Consider the following 18,210-nt stretch of genomic DNA (forward strand, 5'->3'; position numbering starts at 1 on the left):
TTTTTCCTGATGACATTGGCAAGGTTCAATGCCAGAAAGGCCATGGTCAAACCACAGATCAATTGACAATAAATACGATGAGAAAATTAAGTGAAATAGAAATCCAACCAATCAAAGATCGGCTTGATAGTCTTCAGATTGCTTATTTAGAAATCTACAATGAGCTTTTGGACCATTATATCAGTGAGTTGGAGCAAAAAAGTCCATTTGATTTTCACCAGGAATTAGAGCATCTGAACGAAACCTTCGCTTGGTCGGTAGTCAAAAAAATGGAATCCGATCTTGAAAAGAACAACCATAAGCAAGTAGCTAAAATGCAATGGGAATGCTTAAAATTTTGGAATTTTTCCGCAAATGAAGCAATTCAATTCCTAGTATTCATTGCAATCCTAGTTGCTTCATTTCTATTAAAAGATATAGAAGGCATTTTTATTTCTTTGTCCTTGTTTTCCATATTCGGGATCATCCTTGCTTTGAAAATCCATGGAAAAGGAATTAATTTCTCTTTACGTGTCAAAAATCAAAAGCCTGTGAACTGTATAAGCAAGATCATCTTAATGCGGCTTGGTTTAATATATGGATGTTTATCATGGTTTTGGGTAGGCCTCAGTAACTGGGGGAATTCTACTCCTGGCACCGTTGTAACCTTCTTGGGAATTCTGATTGCCTCTATTGTATTTCTTTACATAGCTTCTTTAATTAAAGTTTCCATTTATTTCAAAAAACCAGATGTGAGCATAATCCCAATATGAAACTTTCCAAAGATCAAATTGAGCAACTCAAAAAACTGATATCCTACAAAGGCTATCCGGAAATCGACGTCCAGTATGAAATCCTTGATCACGTAGCCTGCAGGGTAGAAGTAATGATGGAAGAAAATCCAAAGCTGAGTTTGCCTGATGCTTTTCAGAAAGTGCATGCTTCCTTTGGGATTTTTGGGTTTTCGGAATTGGAGGAGTCTTATAAAAAAATGATCCAAAAGAGGCTTTGGGGATACTATTGGTCAGCGCTTAAGGACATGTTGCTGAGTTATAGGGTTGTTTTTCCAGTTGGCCTACTTTACCTGTTTTTCCAATCTTCAATCTTGCTCAAGGATTCAAGAGCATGGATTGTAATGATCATTGTGTTTCTACTTTTTTCATTCATTTGGGTGGTAATCCGGTATTGGGGCCAACACAAAAAGTATAAAAAATATGCTTCATACATCGCCTCCAACAGTGTTTTTCAAGTTATCAACTTCGGCGTGATTGTATGTATGCAAGGACATACTTTTGTTTATCGAGAGCAAGGTGTACAAAATGGTCTTTTTGCTATTATCTTTATCGGCACCATTTTGGTTGCAATCACGTTTTTATTTATCAGCATTTTCATACTCCCCAAGGTCTTGGATCGAAGCATTGCAGATACAGAGGTTTTAATCAAAGTTTATGGGGAGGGTTAATCATATGGCTTAAATTAATTTTTATATTTTTACTGTGCTTTTGTAAAAGATAATAACTTTATTTAGTCTAACCTGGAATTTAGATTTTAATAAACCTTCACCTCTCTCATAAACTGATTCCTGTTTAAGGCCCTGTATTTATGGAAAAAGAAAACACAGATCTGTCCTGGTTTAGAAAACTGCAAAAAAACAGTTGGAACCCCGAAGTCATCATTTCAGGTTTGACCTTGGCTTTTATACTGGCTTTTCCTCGAGATTTATATGAATTTTCGGCCAAAATTATTCAGGACTGGGGAGTAAATTATATTGGAGGTCTGCTCACTTTGATGTATAGCTCATTCTTATTGAATGTGTTCAAGGTTTTTTTAATTACCCATTTGGCATTGAGATTTATCTGGACAGGTCTATTGGGTGTCAGCTATGCTTTTCCGAAAGGAGTCATTGACGAAAACTTACCCAAAACTTTGAAAGGCTTTACTTTCGGTGACCTTAATGAATGGACTATGAAACTTGAGAGAATCTGTAGTCTGTTTTTTGGAATACCGGTTTTTCTAGCCTTTATTTTTATTCCACTAACTTTATTTTTGCTTTTGCTATTAGCCATATATAGGATATTTGACATCAGTTTCGTTGTCGTTTATATTATTTTCATTCTGTCTGCATTACTACTCCCGCTAACTCAATTTTTTTATAAGAAATTTTATAAGGGAACGCCAAAAGCCAAGAATCTTATGAGCACCATGGGGGCTACCTATGTTAGCAATATAGGTAAATGGAGATTTCAACTGTATCAGCTATTGATCATTTTGATTGCCATACCTTTTGTGGTCAAAGACACCCAAAACTTCACCATGTTTTTTCAGGAAGTAGGTTTAAATGAAAGTCAATTAACTTGGCCTAAGAAAAGCTGGTATTATGAAGACCAAAGAGACCAAAGTCAAAGGTTCGGAAGAGTGTTGATACCTTCTGACAAAACTGATAGTGATTACGTTCGGCTCCAGATTGCCTTTTATGGGGAGGATGAAAAATATCTGAAATTATTGAACGGACCATTTTCGACAACTTTGGACACATTGGGTTGGCAAAAACTCTCCATTGCCCCTGACCTTTACAGGATAAGCATAGATGATTCTGTTTACCTACTGCCCAAATGGTACAATATGATCCTGGACCAATCCAATCAGCGTGTTTACGAAACTCATATTCCAATTGCTGATCTGCCAAGTGGTCCCCATGAAATCAAGATAGAAAAATTGGTCATGCGAATGGCATTTTTTAAAGAGACAACTCCTGTACTGAGAAAGAAATGGGCAAATGTTAGTTTTTTCAAAGAGTAGTAGTTGTCATATAAACTGAACTGCTATCTCAGTGTCAATACCAATTCATTGGAAATCCTTTTGAAAGTGGTCTATAATTAGCCAAAAAACAAAGGACTTTAAAATCCTTTAGTCTTAATAGTCAGCAACCATTCAATCTTACAATTTTCCAAACTTACAATTCCCTACCTCCCCTCTCTATTAACTTTTCATTATGATTTTTAAGTCAATCGGTACGAAACAAAATTTTCTTCCTACCTTTGCACCCTAATTCAATTTTACAATGCTTAATATTCGGAATATCGCGATTATCGCACACGTTGACCACGGTAAGACCACCTTGGTGGACAAGATCATTCACATCTCCAAAATCTTCCGTGAAAACCAACAGTTTGACGACCTGATCCTTGACAGCAACGATCTGGAAAGGGAAAGAGGGATCACCATTCTTTCAAAAAACGTATCCGTTAGATACAAAGATCACAAGATAAATATCATTGATACCCCCGGTCACGCTGACTTCGGTGGTGAAGTGGAAAGGGTTTTGAAAATGGCCGATGGGGTAATCCTATTGGTGGATGCTTTTGAAGGTCCGATGCCACAAACCCGATTTGTATTGGGCAAAGCTTTGGCTTTGGGCTTGACCCCAATTGTGGTGGTCAACAAAGTGGACAAAGAAAACTGTAGACCTGATGAGGTCCATGAGTCTGTTTTTGACCTGATGTTCAACTTGGACGCCACTGAAGACCAACTGAACTTCCAAACACTTTATGGTTCTGCCAAAAACAATTGGATGGGTCCTGACTGGAAAAATCCAACAGATACAATACTTCCACTTTTGGATGCAATCATCGAACATATCCCTGCACCAAAAATTGATGAAGGTACAGTTCAGATGCAGATTACTTCTTTGGATTATTCTTCCTTTGTTGGGCGTATTGCCATAGGTAGGGTGAGAAGAGGAACCATCAAAGATGGCGCACAACTGACATTATGTAAAGCTGATGGCGTATTCAAAAAAGTCAAAATAAAAGAACTTCATGTATTTGAAGGTCTTGGCAAAAATAAAGTAACTGAAGTTCTTGCGGGTGATATCTGCGCAGTAACCGGAATTGAGGATTTTGAAATCGGTGACACTTTGGCCGATTTGGAAAACCCTGAACCGCTTCAAAGGATCTCAATCGATGAGCCCACGATGAACATGCTCTTCACGATCAACAACTCTCCGTTTTTTGGAAAAGAAGGCAAGTTTGTGACTTCAAGACACTTGAGGGACAGGCTTTTCAAGGAGATGGAAAAAAACCTTGCTTTGCGGGTGGAGACAACTGACAACGAAGATAAATTCTTGGTCTATGGCCGTGGTATCCTCCACTTGTCGGTATTGATTGAGACCATGAGAAGGGAAGGTTATGAGATGCAGGTCGGTCAGCCTCAGGTGATATTTAAAGAGATCGATGGGGTCAAAAACGAACCTATCGAAACCTTGGTAGTGGATGTCCCTGAAACTACTGCCGGAAAAGTGATCGAACTCGCTACCCAAAGGAAAGGTGAATTGCTGATCATGGAACCTAAGGGTGATTTACAGCATTTGGAATTCAAAATCCCTTCAAGAGGATTAATCGGCCTGAGAAACAACGTGTTGACCATGACTCAGGGTGAAGCCATTATGAATCACAGGTTTTCTGCCTACGAACCATTCAAAGGCCCTATCCCGGGAAGAATCAATGGTTCATTGATATCCATGGAAGGTGGACAATGTACCGCTTATGCCATCGACAAATTACAGGACAGAGGTTCTTTCTTCATCGATCCAGGGGATGAGTTATATGCAGGTCAGGTAATCGGGGAAAACTCCCGAGACAATGATATCGTCGTCAATGTGCAAAAAGGAAAGAAATTGACCAACATGAGGGCCTCCGGTTCTGATGACAACGTCAGGATCCAACCTGCCAAAAAATTCTCTTTGGAAGAAGCCATGGAATATATCCAAAAGGATGAATACCTTGAAATCACCCCAAAATCCATCCGTATGAGAAAAATCTTCCTGGACGAAGGAGAGAGAACAAGGATGGCGAAGAAAGAAGCATAAGAGAGGCGAGAGCTTAGAAGCGAGATGCGAGACTTGACCTCGAAGGTTTTTTTAACCCTTGAGGTCTTTTTTTGACCTAACGTTTCTAATAAATCATGCATCTTTGGAGATCCAGTTATCCGATAATGTTGATGTACTATAATTTCAAACGTAAAGTTTTAAAAAAAAACCGGACATCTCCGCCCGGTTTTTTTCTTTATATGGACCAATCGAAAAGATTTTTCCTATTGACAGGAGCTCTATTTCCATAGTTAATGCTCATTTCACCAACTCGTGGTACCAAAATCCGAATCCTTTTTAGATTTCTCCTGTCGTACCAATGGCATAAACCGGAGCAGCCGTCATGCTGATCCCGATGGCTATCGGGAGAAGCATCTCACGAGGAACAGTAAATGTAAATATGAACATAAATAGAACCTTTTGAGATTCCTCGTACCTCGGAATGACGGGTAACCTGATGTCATTACCAATTTTGAACATTTTAAAAATGTTGGGGACTCGAAATGACAAGGATAAGCCCTTCTTGACTCTTGGCTCCCCGATACTCGGGACAAGCTTTGATTCATGATTCTAATCTCTAGCTCTCGCTTTTCATATCTCGCTTCTCGCCTCTAAACTCTCGCCTCTCAAAAACTCACTCTCCCTGCGCCAAACTATACGCCCTCACCCCATCAAAGGCATAAAGGTTTTCTGTCTTGATAAAATCAAAGCCTAGGTCTTTAATTTGTTTGAGCAATTCCAAGATCTGTCCATGGCTGACAACGGATTGTCCGGCATTCTGGAATCTACATCTCCAATGGTCAGTGCAGAATGTTTCTCTCATTCCACCGGGAAATACTTTCACTCCCCTATTGGTAATCAAAGTAAGTTTCATGCCACCCGCATCTGCCTGTCTGAGTTTTTCCCCTAAAATATTGGGATCCCTTCCTTCTTGATCCCAATCCAAAAACACATCTACACCGATAAGATCCTTTTTGGATTTTGTTACAGGTTTCAACTTGATTTCCATTGGAGAGGTGGCTGATTTGTCAAAAACAGTCGGCTCCATATTCACTGGCTTCTGTCCCAATCTTTCAATTACAGCTTGGGCAAATTCCTGTGTACCTACCTTTTTGGAGGAAAGTCCTTCCTGATAGATATCACCTGTATGGACACCGTCTTCTAATGTTCTCATCCAAGCATTGGCGATTTTCTCAGCAACTTCCGGTTGTCCGATATGTACCAGCATCATGATGGCACCGTTGAGCAATCCGGATGGATTGGCCAAACCCATTCCAGCGATATCCGGAGCCGAACCATGGATTGCCTCAAACATGGCTACTTCTTCGCCCACATTTGCCGATCCACCAAGTCCGACAGAACCCGTAACTTGTGCGGCAATGTCGGAAATAATGTCTCCATACAAATTGAGTGTAACAATCACATCAAACATCTCCGGTCTCTCTGCGATCAATGCTGAACCGATATCAATGATTTTATGGTCAGTCTGTATTTCGGGATATTCCTTGGCTATTTCAATAAATGTTTTGTGAAAAAGTCCATCGGCCAATTTCATGATATTGTCCTTGGTCATACAGGTAACTTTTTTACGACCATATTTTTTGGCGTATTCAAAGGCATACCTGATGATCTTCTCCGAACCTGGCCTTGAAATCAATTTCAGACTTTGGACTACTTCCTGAGTTTGTCTATGTTCGATTCCTGCATAGAGATCTTCTTCGTTTTCCCTGACAATAACCAAATCCGTTTTGGGATAATGTGTCTTGATATAAGGAGAATAGGCTTTGCAAGGCCTGACATTGGCAAAAAGTCCAAAAGAAGTTCTAGTAGTCACATTCAAGCTTTTGAAACCTCCTCCCTGAGGTGTTGTAATCGGGGATTTTAAGAATATTTTGGTTTCCTTAAGTGATTCAAAGGCGCCCGGTTCCATCCCTGAACTGATTCCTTTTAAATACACCTGTTCGCCTATTTCGATGACATCATATTCGAGTTGGGCTCCGGCAGCTTCCAGTATATTGAGGGTTGCTTTCATGATTTCTGGACCGATACCATCTCCGTAGGCAACAGTGATTTTTCTTTTTGAAGACATATATAAAATGAGTTTTCTTAAAATTGAATATGAGGCAAAAATAGAAAAATTTAAGGTAAGGCTCCCTTAAACCTATCATAAATTAGCATAATAGTGGTCTTTATTAGTGACCTGACGGACACATTTAGGCAAGCTCTAAATTCTTTGAGGATTGTGTTTTTCTAGGAAATGCTTTGTGAATGAAACAGGGCCTTGTATATTTGGTTTCCAACATTCACCAATTCATATGGCTGATAGCAATAATATTCTTTCAGAAGAAAAAGAAGGCATTCTTTATTTGACAATCAACAGAGAATCAAAATTAAATGCGCTCAATTTTGCTACTTTAGAAGAAATCAGAAATATTTTTAATGAGGTTTCAGACAACAAAAACATCAAGGCGGTTATCATCACAGGTTCCGGTGAAAAAGCATTTATTGCTGGTGCTGACATCAGTGAAATTGCAGAGCTCAACGAATTGAACGCTAGGAAATTTGCAGAAAACGGACAGGATGTATTTAGTTTGATCGAAAACTGTCACAAGCCCGTCATAGCCCTCGTCAATGGATTTGCTTTGGGCGGTGGCTGTGAATTAGCTATGGCTTGTCACATGCGGATCGCAGTAGCAAACGCAAAATTTGGCCAGCCTGAAGTGAACCTTGGGATCATCCCGGGGTATGGAGGCACTCAAAGATTGACCTATTTGATAGGTCGTGGCAAAGCCAATGAACTTATGATGACGGGTGATATGATTGGTGCCGAAGAAGCGAAATCTCTGAGATTGGTCAACCATGTTTTACCAACAAAAAAGGAAGCAATGGCCAAAGCAGAAGAAATCCTTAAAAAAATTAACAGCAAAGCTCCTTTGGCTATTGGCATGATAGTAGATTGTGTCAATGCTGTATTTATTCCGGATGAAAACGGATATCAAACAGAAGCCAACAGCTTTGCCAGATGCGTCAAATCAGGAGATTACAAAGAAGGCACTTCCGCATTCCTTGAAAAAAGAAAACCGGTTTTCAAAGGGGAGTAAGTCCCCTTTATTTTTTTACAAATGAGCCAACTCAAAAAATTAGCAGGTCAAACGGCCGTTTATGGGATAAGCAGTATCCTCGGCAGAACTGTCAATTTTTTATTAATACCCATTTATACAGGATATCTAACCAAAGATGATGTAGGTGCATACACAGCACTCTATGGCTATATGGCCCTCTTTAATATCATTTTTACTTATGGGATGGAAACTACCTATTTCCGATATGCCACGGGAAAAGGATTAGATCCCCAAAAAGTGTTTGCTCAAATCCAGTCATTACTTATCACCACCTCCATTTCTCTCGGAGCAATAATCTACCTCTCAGCCCCCACCCTGGCATCATGGCTTAACTACGAAGGTCAAGAACATCTATTCAAGTGGATTGCCTGGGTTTTGGCCATTGACGCGATATTGGTGATTCCTTATGCCAAATTAAGAAAGGAAAATCGGGCATTTCAATTTGCCTTAACCAAGCTTGGCAATATTTTAATTAATGTAGGTTTAAATATCTTTTTCATAGTTTTCTGCTACCATGTTTGGAAGGGCGATTGGCTAGCAAACTTATCTCCTTTTATAGGGAAAATTTATAACCCTGAATGGGGAGTAGAATATATTTTTCTTTCAAATTTAGTTGCAAATGCAGCAATGATCCCAGTATTATTTTGGCTGACTAAAAAATTCCGTTTTGGTTTCAACCGGGAATTCCTCAAACCTATGTGGCATTATGCGTTCCCGCTATTATTTATGGGACTTGCGGGAGTCATCAATGAGACTTTTTCCAGAACCACCTTCGAATATATCTTACCCGAGGGATTCTATGAAGGGCTGACAGCCAGAGAAGTTACGGGGATATTCGGTGCAAACTTTAAATTGGCCATTTTGATGAATCTGATTATTCAAGCATTCAAATATGCAGCAGAGCCGTTCTTTTTCAATCAGGCGGCAGACAAAAATAGTCCTGAACTTTTTGCAAAAGTGATGCATGTATTTGTGATATTTTGCTCAGTCTTGATGATAGCTGTGTCTGTGAATCTTGATCTTCTTGGAAACATTTTCCTTAGAGGCGATGGCTATGCTTTAGGCAATTACATTGTGCCTGTCTTATTGTTGGGATATCTTATGTTAGGTATTTACTTTAACTTAAGTATCTGGTTCAAACTAACAGATCAGACAAAATACAGTTTTTACATTACGGTAATCGGTGCACTAGTAACCATAGTGGTATTATTTACACTGGTACCTAAATTAGGATTGATGGGTGGTGCTTTGAGCACATTATGCTGCTACACAGTCATGACTATTATATGCTACTACATAGGACAAAAACATTTTCCCATACCATATCAGACAGGTAAAGCTGTGTTCTATCTTCTTTTTGCATTTGCTTTAAGCTATTTAGGTTTCTTTTGGAATTGGGGAAACTCCCTCATACAATTTATCGGCAGGAATAGTCTTGTGTTTGTATTTGTTCTTGTAGTTTTGTGGATTGAAAAAAATGAGGTGAGGCAACTGCTTTTGAGCTTGAGAAAAAAATAAAATATGAACATCAAAGTAATCAATCATTCCAAGCATCAGCTTCCGGAATACCAAACCCCACTTTCCGCAGGATTGGATCTTAGGGCTAATATAAATGAACCAATTGTATTAAAGCCTTTGGAAAGAAAACTCATCGGAACAGGGCTGTTCATTGAACTTCCAGCTGGGTTTGAAGCCCAAATCAGGCCTAGGAGTGGATTGGCTTACAAATATGGACTTTCTGTTCTGAACACGCCAGGGACAATAGATGCCGATTACCGGGGAGAAGTAAAAGTGTTGTTGGTCAACCTTTCCAATGAACCTTTCACTGTCGAAGATGGTGAAAGGATCGCTCAAATGGTCGTTGCCAAACACGAACAGATCACCTGGCAAACCGTCCATGAACTTTCTGATACAGAAAGAGGTGCAGGTGGTTATGGCAGTACAGGGAAATCCTAATTGCAAGATATCTTTTGGCAAGAATTCTCCTTTATGCAAATTGACAAATTGTCAAAAAGAACAAAAAGGCATTAAGTTTGCGTTAACATTAGATATAGTGAAAAAATCCTGAAAACCGGTCTAACCAAAAATCCATTAATCCGTAAAGCCATAATCAAACATCGGGAGTTGCAAGCCATAAAATAGATTCAGTGAAAATATACCTCAAAAGATTAATCAATATTTCTTTGATGATGCTGATCACCCTCTCAGCGTTTTCCCAACAAAAATTACCAAAGAAGGAGAGAAAAAAACAACTTGAAGAAGCAAAAGCTTCTAGGTTTTTTATTGAGGGACAAAGATTCCTGATGCAGGAAGATTTTGACAGGGCTTATTTTTATTTCCAAAAAGCAAGAGAAATCACTCCTAATGAAGGTGCTATTAATTTTAAAATAGCCGAAATCCTCCTCAGAGCCAACAGAATAGATAATGCTATGGAATATGGCATGAAGGCCGTGGAGTCCAATCCTGAAAACAAGTATTATAATCTTGTAATGGCCGAAGCATTCACCAAACAAAATGAACCGCTCAAAGCCGCAGAAATCCTTGAAAATCTGATGGCCAACACAGAGGAAAACCAGAATTATATTTTAGACTTGGCATCTTTATACCTTCAAGCAGGTGAATTTGACAAAGGGCTGGATGCCCTTGATCGCGCTGAAGAGTATTACGGTATGGCAGAACAACTTACGGTTCAGAAGCAGCGGATTTATTTGAGAAAAAACGACCTTAAAAGTGCCATCAAGGAAGGTGAAAAACTGATAGATTCCCAACCGGGCAATTCCCAATATGTGCTCAATTTGGTTGAGATACTGTTCAACAACGGCAGAACAGATCAGGCAATTGCGTTGATACAAAAATCCCTCAATAACTACCCTCAACAACCTGAACTGCAACTGGCTGCCTATGCACTCTATAAGGAAAAAAGCGAAATTGATATTGCGGAGGAGTTGATTAAAGAAGCTTTTTCCAATCCTGATTTAGACGGAGAGATTGTTGCCCAAGCCTTTGCCGATATCCTTCAGGAAGTCAAAACAGACCGAAGGGATAGATTATTGGATGAACTTGAAAATAAAATGTTGCTGAATTTACCTAATGACCCAAATGTTTTGACTGTCCTTGGAGACAGGAAGTTTTTTGGGAATGATCGGGAAAAAGCCATTGAGCTCTACAAAAAATCTATTGAAATCGATCCTGCCAATGCACCTGTTTTACAAGGAATCATTACTTCCATGTTTGAAAAAGGAAAAGATTTTGACCAAATCGAAAAGTATACCATCCTTGCCGTAGATGAGTTTCCAGAAAAAGCTGAATTCTGGTTTTTTGACGGAACCGCAAAGTTAGCCTTAAAAAAGGGAGACGAGGCATTGGCTTCTCTCCTGAAATCAAGGGAAATCAATGGAGGAAAAAATAAACAACTTGACCTATTGGCAAAAGGCCAATTGGGTGATGCTTTTCACTTATCAGGTAAAAAAGATGAAGCGTTTGATGCCTATGAAGCGGTTCTAAAAGAGAATCCTGAAGATGAACATGTACTGAATAATTATGCTTATTATCTTTCTTTGGAAAAAAAGAATTTGGATAAAGCCAAGTCAATGTCTTCCCAGTTGGTGAATAAATTTCCCAAAAATGCCACCTATCTCGATACACATGCCTGGGTTCTTTTTCAATTGAAAGATTACGAAGGTGCAAAAAAATACATGGAGCTGGCTCTTGAACATGATGAATCGCCCAGTGGAGTAATGTGGGAACATTATGGGGATATTCTTTATCATTTAGGGAATAGAAATGATGCTCTCAGCTATTGGAAAAAAGCAGAAGGTGGGGATGAAACATCCGAGGTTTTGATCAAAAAAATTAAGGATAGAAAATATTATGACTAAGGCAAGTTCTGGAATTCTGATACTTTTTGTCCTGCTATTGTTAGGTTGTGCCAAAAAACCAAATCTTTATACTTCTGATGAAATCATGCAGGAATTCAATCCGAATTACTTTGATTTCAAATATCTCAGTGCAAGAGGTCGAATTGTATTGGAAGAATCTAATGGCAAAATTACCAAAGGTACCATCAATTTAAGAGCACAGAAAGATAGTGTAATTTGGTTCAGCATGACACCTGGTTTAGGCCTTGAAGCCATAAGGGGTTTGATCACAACAGATAAAGTACGTATCAAGGACCGGTTAAACGGGAATGATATCAACTTGAGTTTTGAGGAAATGAATGACAGGTTTGGACTTCAGCTATCTTTGCAGCTGATCCAGAATATTCTATATGCAAACGTCCCTGAAGAATTCAGCTACCGTGACAGACTTATCAGGATTGGGAGGTATTTTGAACTCACCCAAGCAAGAGACGGCTTCAGGTTTCATTCCAGGGTTAATACCAGTCACGGTAAAGTTTCTGAACTGACAAGTAATACCCTTGACAATAGTGGGGCTTTACTGGCATCGTACCCTACATTCGAAAATGTGAATAATCAACCTTTCCCAAATAAGATGTTGTTGAAAATTACGTTCAATACAGATGAGGGTATCCAAAATGCCATCATTCATCTTGACCTGAACAGGATTGAATATCAGGATGAGCCTTTATCTTTTCCCTTCCAGTTTTAATAATGAGATCAACAAGGTTATTTCTTTTTCTGATTTTACTTTGTTTTGGGATGCCCCAAATTGGTCTTCATGCACAGACAAAAAAAACAAGAGCACAGCTTGAAAAGGAAAAAACAGATATTCAGAAAAGATTGGCCGAATTTGATCAGATTCTTAAAAGGACTGCTGAAACAAAAAAATCATCTATTGGACAACTGAATGCTGTCAACAAACAGCTTCAGACCAGGATTACTTTTATCAATACATTAAGCAGGGAAGTTACCCTGCTAAATACTGAGATTAAGGAGACTCAAAACGCAATCAGTTCTTTGGAAAAAGACCTCAAAAATCTCAAAGAAGAATATTCTGGAATGATTTACACTTCTTCCAAACTGAATTCCGGACTGACCATGACAGCTTTTATTTTCAGTTCAGCGACATTCAAACAATTCTACATGAGGTTGAAATACTTAAAGCAGTATTCAGATGCCAGAAAAAAACAAGTAGAATTGATCAACCAAAAGACAGAAGAGCTGGCCCAACAAAGAATCACACTGGAGGAAAAAAAATCTGAAAAGCAACTGGTACTGAATCAGGAACAACAACAAAAACAACAACTTGATCAGGCTAAAAGACAACAACAAGGTATAGTCAATGACCTTTCCAAACAGGAACAGGACTTGCTAAAGAAAATTACTGCTGCCAAAAAGCAACAGGAAAACCTCAATAGTATGATCAAAAGGATCATTGAGGAAGAAATCAGACTCGCTGAGGCCGAAGCTAGAAAGAAAAACTCCACTGCCAACAAATCTTCAGGAAGCAGTATCCCACTTACTCCTGAAGCTGCCGCCCTATCCAGTTCATTTGCTGGTAACAAAGGTAAACTTCCGTGGCCTGTAGAAAGTGGCTTTGTTTCGAAAAGATTTGGAACACACCCCCACCCTACGCTCAAAGGAATCAGTGAGGACAATGATGGAATCGATATTCAAACAAGACCAAATTCTGAGGTTCGTTCAGTTTTTGATGGCGAGGTTACAAAAATATTTACAGTGCCCGGTTATGGTGGTACCATCGTGGTCAAACACGGTGAATATTATACCATGTACAGCAAACTTAAGGTCATTTCCGTTAAGTCAGGAGACAAAGTGAAAGCTAAACAAGTCCTCGGTCAGGTCTATACCAACAAGGAGGGCGTGGCTGAAGTCCACTTCGAAACCTGGAAAGGTCTGCAACCTATGGATCCTTCAAGTTGGCTTGCAGGTCTATAAAACAAATAATTACGTATATTTAAAAAAAATAAGAATAACAGTACTCCTTTCCTTTGTGTTAGATTTACACAGTTATATCTTTGTACAAATAAAATAACCTAAATTATACAATTATGACAACATTGGGTTTCTTACAAAACATGGGTGGTGGTTCCATCATCCTGATCGTTCTGGTAATTTTACTCCTTTTTGGAGCTAAAAGAATTCCGGAATTGGCAAGAGGGCTCGGAAGAGGAATCAGAGAATTTAAGGATGCCACTAAAGAAATTCAGGATGACCTTGAAGAAGGTCTGAAAGAAAAAAAGAAAAGAGACTAATTAGATTCAAAGATTTATACCTTGGAAAAATTCCATTCATTTGACGACATTCAAAAGTCGCTTGAAAATAGGGAGACCGATTGTAAAGCGATAGTCAATTATTATCTCCAAAACATTCAAACGAAGGCGCATCTCAACGCCTTCGTTGAAGTTTATAAGGATTCCGCTTTGGAGCAAGCTACCATCGTGGATGAAAAAATCAGTTCCGGTAAAGCCGGAAAACTTGCAGGTCTTGTAATAGGCATCAAAGATGTTTTGGTTTACAAAGACCATGAATCCAATGCCTCTAGCAAAATTCTCAAAGGGTTCAAATCACAATTCACTGCAACAGCAATACAAAGATTGATTGACGAGGATGCCATTATCATTGGAAGGCTCAACTGTGATGAATTCGGCATGGGAAGTTCTAATGAAAACTCTTCACATGGAAAAGTTTTAAATGCCGCTGATGAAAGTAGGGTTCCTGGAGGTTCATCTGGAGGGTCAGCTGTGGCTGTACAGGCCAATCTGTGCACTGTTTCATTGGGAACAGATACGGGAGGTTCAGTAAGGCAACCGGCTGCATTTACAGGGTTGGTGGGTATTAAACCTACTTACTCAAGAGTTTCTCGCTGGGGTTTGATTGCCTATGCCTCTTCATTTGATACCATTGGGGTTTTGTCCAGAAATGTTAGAGACAATGCAATGGTAATGGAAATCATGGCAGGTTCTGACAATTTTGACTCAACTGCTTCCAAAAAGCCTGTTCCGAAATATTCTGAGTTACTACATTTTGATAAACGGGCAAAAATTGCTTTTTTTACAGAAACCATTGAATCAGAAGCGCTTCAACCCGAAATAAAAGCTAACACCCTGGCTGTACTCGAGAAACTCAAGCAAGAAGGCCATCAAGTAGAGGAGGTTCATTTCCCTCTTTTGAAATATACTCTTCCTACTTATTATATTCTTACTACAGCTGAAGCAAGTTCTAATTTATCCAGATTCGATGGTGTGAAGTACGGATATCGCAGCCCAAACGCCCACAATCTCGAAAGCATGTACAAACTCACCCGTACAGAAGGCTTCGGAGAAGAAGTGAAAAGACGGATTATGCTGGGGACTTTTGTATTGAGTGCAAGCTATTATGATGCTTACTTTACTAAAGCCCAAAAGGTCCGAAGGTTGATCAAAGACTTCACAGAAGATTTATTAAATAAATTTGACTACATCATTATGCCGACAACGCCTTCTACAGCGTTTAAGTTTGGAGAGCATAGCAATGACCCTGTCGCCATGTACCTTGAAGATTTATTTACGGTGCAGGCATCAGTTTCGGGAGTACCTGCTTTGTCCCTTCCCAACGGAGCCGATAAGGATGGATTACCAATTGGCCTACAAGTGATGGCCAATTCCTTTAAGGAAGCTGAACTTTACGCCTTCGGCAATTACCTAATGGAATTACACAACAACTAATTTAAATTCCTGATCATGAAAAAACTTATCAAAAACCTTTTACCAGTTTTTATTCCGGTTTTGTTGTTCCAAAACAACATTCATGCTCAGGAACTATTTGGAATCAATAATTCCCCAATTGAAGAAGAGACCATCTCCCCAATTTACCAATTTGAATACATCCCTGATTTCAATTATAATGAAGTAGCCAAAAAAATAAAGGCAATGGATACGGATATGCCGTTTGAATTGAACGAAAGAATTTTCTCCTTTATCAATTACTTTGCTGTTAGGAACCGGGATTACACCAAGATGGTGCTTCAGCGTCAGGATATTTATTTCCCTTTGTTCGAACAATCATTGGCAGAACACAACATGCCTGATGACATCAAGTATTTGGCAATTATTGAATCAGGTCTGAATCCAAAAGCCAAATCAAGAGTAGGTGCAATGGGGCTATGGCAGTTTATGCCTGCTACCGGAAAACAATACAGCCTTAACGTCAATAGAGATATTGATGATAGAATGGATCCTGAGATGTCCACCGAGGCAGCAGTAAAATACCTAAAGTCCTTACACAGAATGTTTGGAAATTGGGAATTGGCATTGGCAGCCTATAATTGTGGACCCGGTAATGTCAGAAAAGCCATCCGACGTTCAGGAGGCAAAACAACTTTCTGGGAAGTATATAATCACCTCCCAAAGGAAACAAGAAGTTATGTACCTCAATTTCAAGCTATAATGTACGTATTGAGACATACCGAAGACCATAATTTTGTTCTGGAAAATCCCACATACCCCATAGTATATGAAAAAATAAAATTCAACCAAGAATTGGATTTAGAGCAATTGGCAAATATTACCGGAATTTGTATTGAGGATTTGGAGCACTTGAATCCATCGGTTCAACATAGACTTATACCTTCCACCAATATGCATATGGCCGTAAGGGTGCCAAAATCAAAATCAGAATTTATTACCCAAAACCATGAGCAGTTTTCTGAAGCTGTCAAATTAACCACAGATAGGTCAATTGCACTTAGGTCAACACCTGTAAAAAGTATGAATAGTCCTGCTGCTACGAATACTACCACTCCTACTAATCAAAATAAAATCACCTATGTAGTCAAATCTGGAGATGTACTCGGTGCTATTGCCCAAAAGCATGGAACTACCGTCACCAACATCAAAGCATGGAACAACCTCAGCACCAATACCATCAAAATCGGCCAGAAATTAGCCATTTATACAAAATCCAACACATTTGATAAAGCTGTTGCACAAAACAAAACTACCTCTACAAATGTAATCTCGGATGATCCAAAAACTTATACCGTTCAGCCCGGGGATTCCCTTTGGCTTATTTCCAAAAAGTACAACGGCATCAGCATTGATCAAATCAAAAAGCTAAACAACCTCAATACCAATCAGATCAAGCCAGGGCAAAAACTGATTATAGGATAAACTATTTTATTAGTAAAAATTTTTTCCTGCCACAGATTATTTATAAATTGTGTCAGCTATAAAAACCAATTATGAAAAATCTTAAAAATATATTCCTTCCAATGATCGCAATCATTGGGGTAAGTATCCTTATGAGTTGCGAAGACGGTGGCTCCAGTTCATCCACTAAACCAAAAGCCAGGGGTGCTATAGGGGAGATAATCCTTGCTATAGATTCCACCAAATGGGAAGGGCCTGTAGGAGATGCTTTGAGGGGGGTGTTCGAACAGGATGTCCCAGGATTGATCCGGGATGAAAGAATGTTCGACGTCCGCAAAGTAGACCCTAGAGGTATGACCAGGATTTTGAGAATGGCTACTAATATTGTATATGTCACCACATTTGATGACAGAAAATCGGCCAGTCAAAACATCAATGCCCTTTTCAGCAAAGAGTCCAAAGAAAAGGCTGCAGCAGATCCAGACCTTTACTTCCTCAGAAGTGCAGACGAATTTGCACAAGGTCAGGAGGTCGTTTACCTATTCGGTAACAATGAACAGGAATTGGTACAAAATATTGAAAAAAACAAAATCAGACTCCAAAACCTTTTTCAGGTAAGAGAAAGGACCCGGATGGAAAAAATTCTTCTTAGCAGAAAAAATTCCGCTGCAAAAGTGGCAGGCGAAAACCTTGGGCTTAGTATCAATGTTCCGGCATCCTATCAAATAGTCAAATCTGAAAATGATTTTTTGTGGTTGAGACAACCAACTCCGAGAACAGATAGAGCCGATATTAGTATGTTTTTTTATGAAACTGATTACACCTCCGAGGAGCAGGTATTTCCGGAATCATTAATAGCATTGCGGGATAAAATCACCAAAATGCATATTTACGGAGATCCCAACAACAGAAATTCCTATTTGATTATTGAGCGGGTCGACCCGACACCTGTATTTAGTAACTTTAAAATAAATGATAATTATGGTATCGAAATCCGGGGAGGTTGGAAGACCAACAACCTAAGTATGGGTGGTTCATTCCTGTCCTATGTCATCGTAGATGCGGAAAAAGGAAAACTTTATTACATGGAGGGATTTTTATACTATCCCAACGAAGCCCATCGAGAGGCTATCAGAGAAATTGAAACAATTCTTTTGGCTACCGAGCTTCTCAGTGATGAAAACCGGGTAAGCTGA

The 18,210-nt window shown here is 39.2% G+C and carries 15 protein-coding genes; 14 read left to right on the forward strand and 1 reads right to left on the reverse strand.

What is annotated here, in order from left to right; all coding sequences use genetic code 11:
• The 4 genes from ACEW8U_RS11880 to typA form a co-directional block, all read left to right on the forward strand.
• The coding region (locus tag ACEW8U_RS11880) for a hypothetical protein (protein ID WP_373522261.1) at positions 1-752 on the forward strand (752 nt) is incomplete at its 5' end.
• Positions 749-1,441 (forward strand): hypothetical protein, encoded by a 693-nt coding sequence (locus ACEW8U_RS11885; protein WP_373522262.1) that lies wholly within the window; start codon positions 749-751, stop codon positions 1,439-1,441. The genes ACEW8U_RS11880 and ACEW8U_RS11885, both read left to right, overlap by 4 nt.
• Positions 1,442-1,581: 140 nt before the next feature.
• Complete coding sequence (locus tag ACEW8U_RS11890; RefSeq protein ID WP_373522263.1) at positions 1,582-2,778, forward strand: hypothetical protein; 1,197 nt, start codon at positions 1,582-1,584, stop codon at positions 2,776-2,778.
• A 262-nt stretch (positions 2,779-3,040) separates the two neighbouring features.
• Positions 3,041-4,846: a translational GTPase TypA gene (gene typA, locus ACEW8U_RS11895; RefSeq protein WP_373522264.1), complete on the forward strand. Its 1,806-nt coding sequence runs from the start codon at positions 3,041-3,043 to the stop codon at positions 4,844-4,846.
• Between the two features lie 634 nt (positions 4,847-5,480).
• Here typA and ACEW8U_RS11900 read toward each other — a convergent pair.
• On the reverse strand, positions 5,481-6,935 hold the full coding sequence (locus ACEW8U_RS11900) for an NADP-dependent isocitrate dehydrogenase (protein ID WP_373522265.1): 1,455 nt from the start codon (positions 6,933-6,935) through the stop codon (positions 5,481-5,483).
• Positions 6,936-7,161: 226 nt separating this feature from the next.
• Here ACEW8U_RS11900 and ACEW8U_RS11905 point away from each other — a divergent pair, with 226 nt between their 5' ends.
• From ACEW8U_RS11905 to ACEW8U_RS11950, 10 genes are all read left to right on the forward strand, one after another.
• Positions 7,162-7,947, forward strand: a complete 786-nt coding sequence (locus tag ACEW8U_RS11905; RefSeq protein ID WP_373522266.1) for an enoyl-CoA hydratase/isomerase family protein — start codon at positions 7,162-7,164, stop codon at positions 7,945-7,947.
• A gap of 21 nt (positions 7,948-7,968) precedes the next feature.
• On the forward strand, positions 7,969-9,486 hold the full coding sequence (locus ACEW8U_RS11910) for a lipopolysaccharide biosynthesis protein (protein ID WP_373522267.1): 1,518 nt from the start codon (positions 7,969-7,971) through the stop codon (positions 9,484-9,486).
• A gap of 3 nt (positions 9,487-9,489) precedes the next feature.
• Entirely contained in the window at positions 9,490-9,924 is a 435-nt protein-coding gene (dut, locus tag ACEW8U_RS11915) for a dUTP diphosphatase (RefSeq protein WP_373522268.1), read from the forward strand.
• Positions 9,925-10,154: 230 nt separating this feature from the next.
• Complete coding sequence (locus ACEW8U_RS11920) at positions 10,155-11,846, forward strand: tetratricopeptide repeat protein (RefSeq protein WP_373522281.1); 1,692 nt, start codon at positions 10,155-10,157, stop codon at positions 11,844-11,846.
• Positions 11,839-12,576, forward strand: a complete 738-nt coding sequence (locus ACEW8U_RS11925) for a DUF4292 domain-containing protein (RefSeq protein ID WP_373522269.1) — start codon at positions 11,839-11,841, stop codon at positions 12,574-12,576. The genes ACEW8U_RS11920 and ACEW8U_RS11925 overlap by 8 nt, the downstream gene beginning before the upstream one ends.
• A 2-nt stretch (positions 12,577-12,578) precedes the next feature.
• Positions 12,579-13,823, forward strand: a complete 1,245-nt coding sequence (locus ACEW8U_RS11930) for a murein hydrolase activator EnvC (protein WP_373522270.1) — start codon at positions 12,579-12,581, stop codon at positions 13,821-13,823.
• A 113-nt stretch (positions 13,824-13,936) separates the two neighbouring features.
• Positions 13,937-14,140 carry a twin-arginine translocase TatA/TatE family subunit gene (locus ACEW8U_RS11935; protein WP_194974954.1) on the forward strand — a complete coding sequence of 68 codons (204 nt, stop codon included), beginning with the start codon at positions 13,937-13,939 and terminating at the stop codon, positions 14,138-14,140.
• Between the two features lie 21 nt (positions 14,141-14,161).
• A complete protein-coding gene (gatA, locus tag ACEW8U_RS11940) occupies positions 14,162-15,592 on the forward strand; it encodes an Asp-tRNA(Asn)/Glu-tRNA(Gln) amidotransferase subunit GatA (protein WP_373522271.1) in 1,431 nt (476 codons plus the stop codon).
• A gap of 15 nt (positions 15,593-15,607) precedes the next feature.
• Positions 15,608-17,035 carry a transglycosylase SLT domain-containing protein gene (locus ACEW8U_RS11945; protein ID WP_373522272.1) on the forward strand — a complete coding sequence of 476 codons (1,428 nt, stop codon included), beginning with the start codon at positions 15,608-15,610 and terminating at the stop codon, positions 17,033-17,035.
• Between the two features lie 71 nt (positions 17,036-17,106).
• Positions 17,107-18,210 carry a DUF4837 family protein gene (locus ACEW8U_RS11950; RefSeq protein WP_373522273.1) on the forward strand — a complete coding sequence of 368 codons (1,104 nt, stop codon included), beginning with the start codon at positions 17,107-17,109 and terminating at the stop codon, positions 18,208-18,210.

The organism is Aquiflexum sp. (assembly GCF_041751335.1).
Lineage (GTDB): Bacteria > Bacteroidota > Bacteroidia > Cytophagales > Cyclobacteriaceae > Aquiflexum.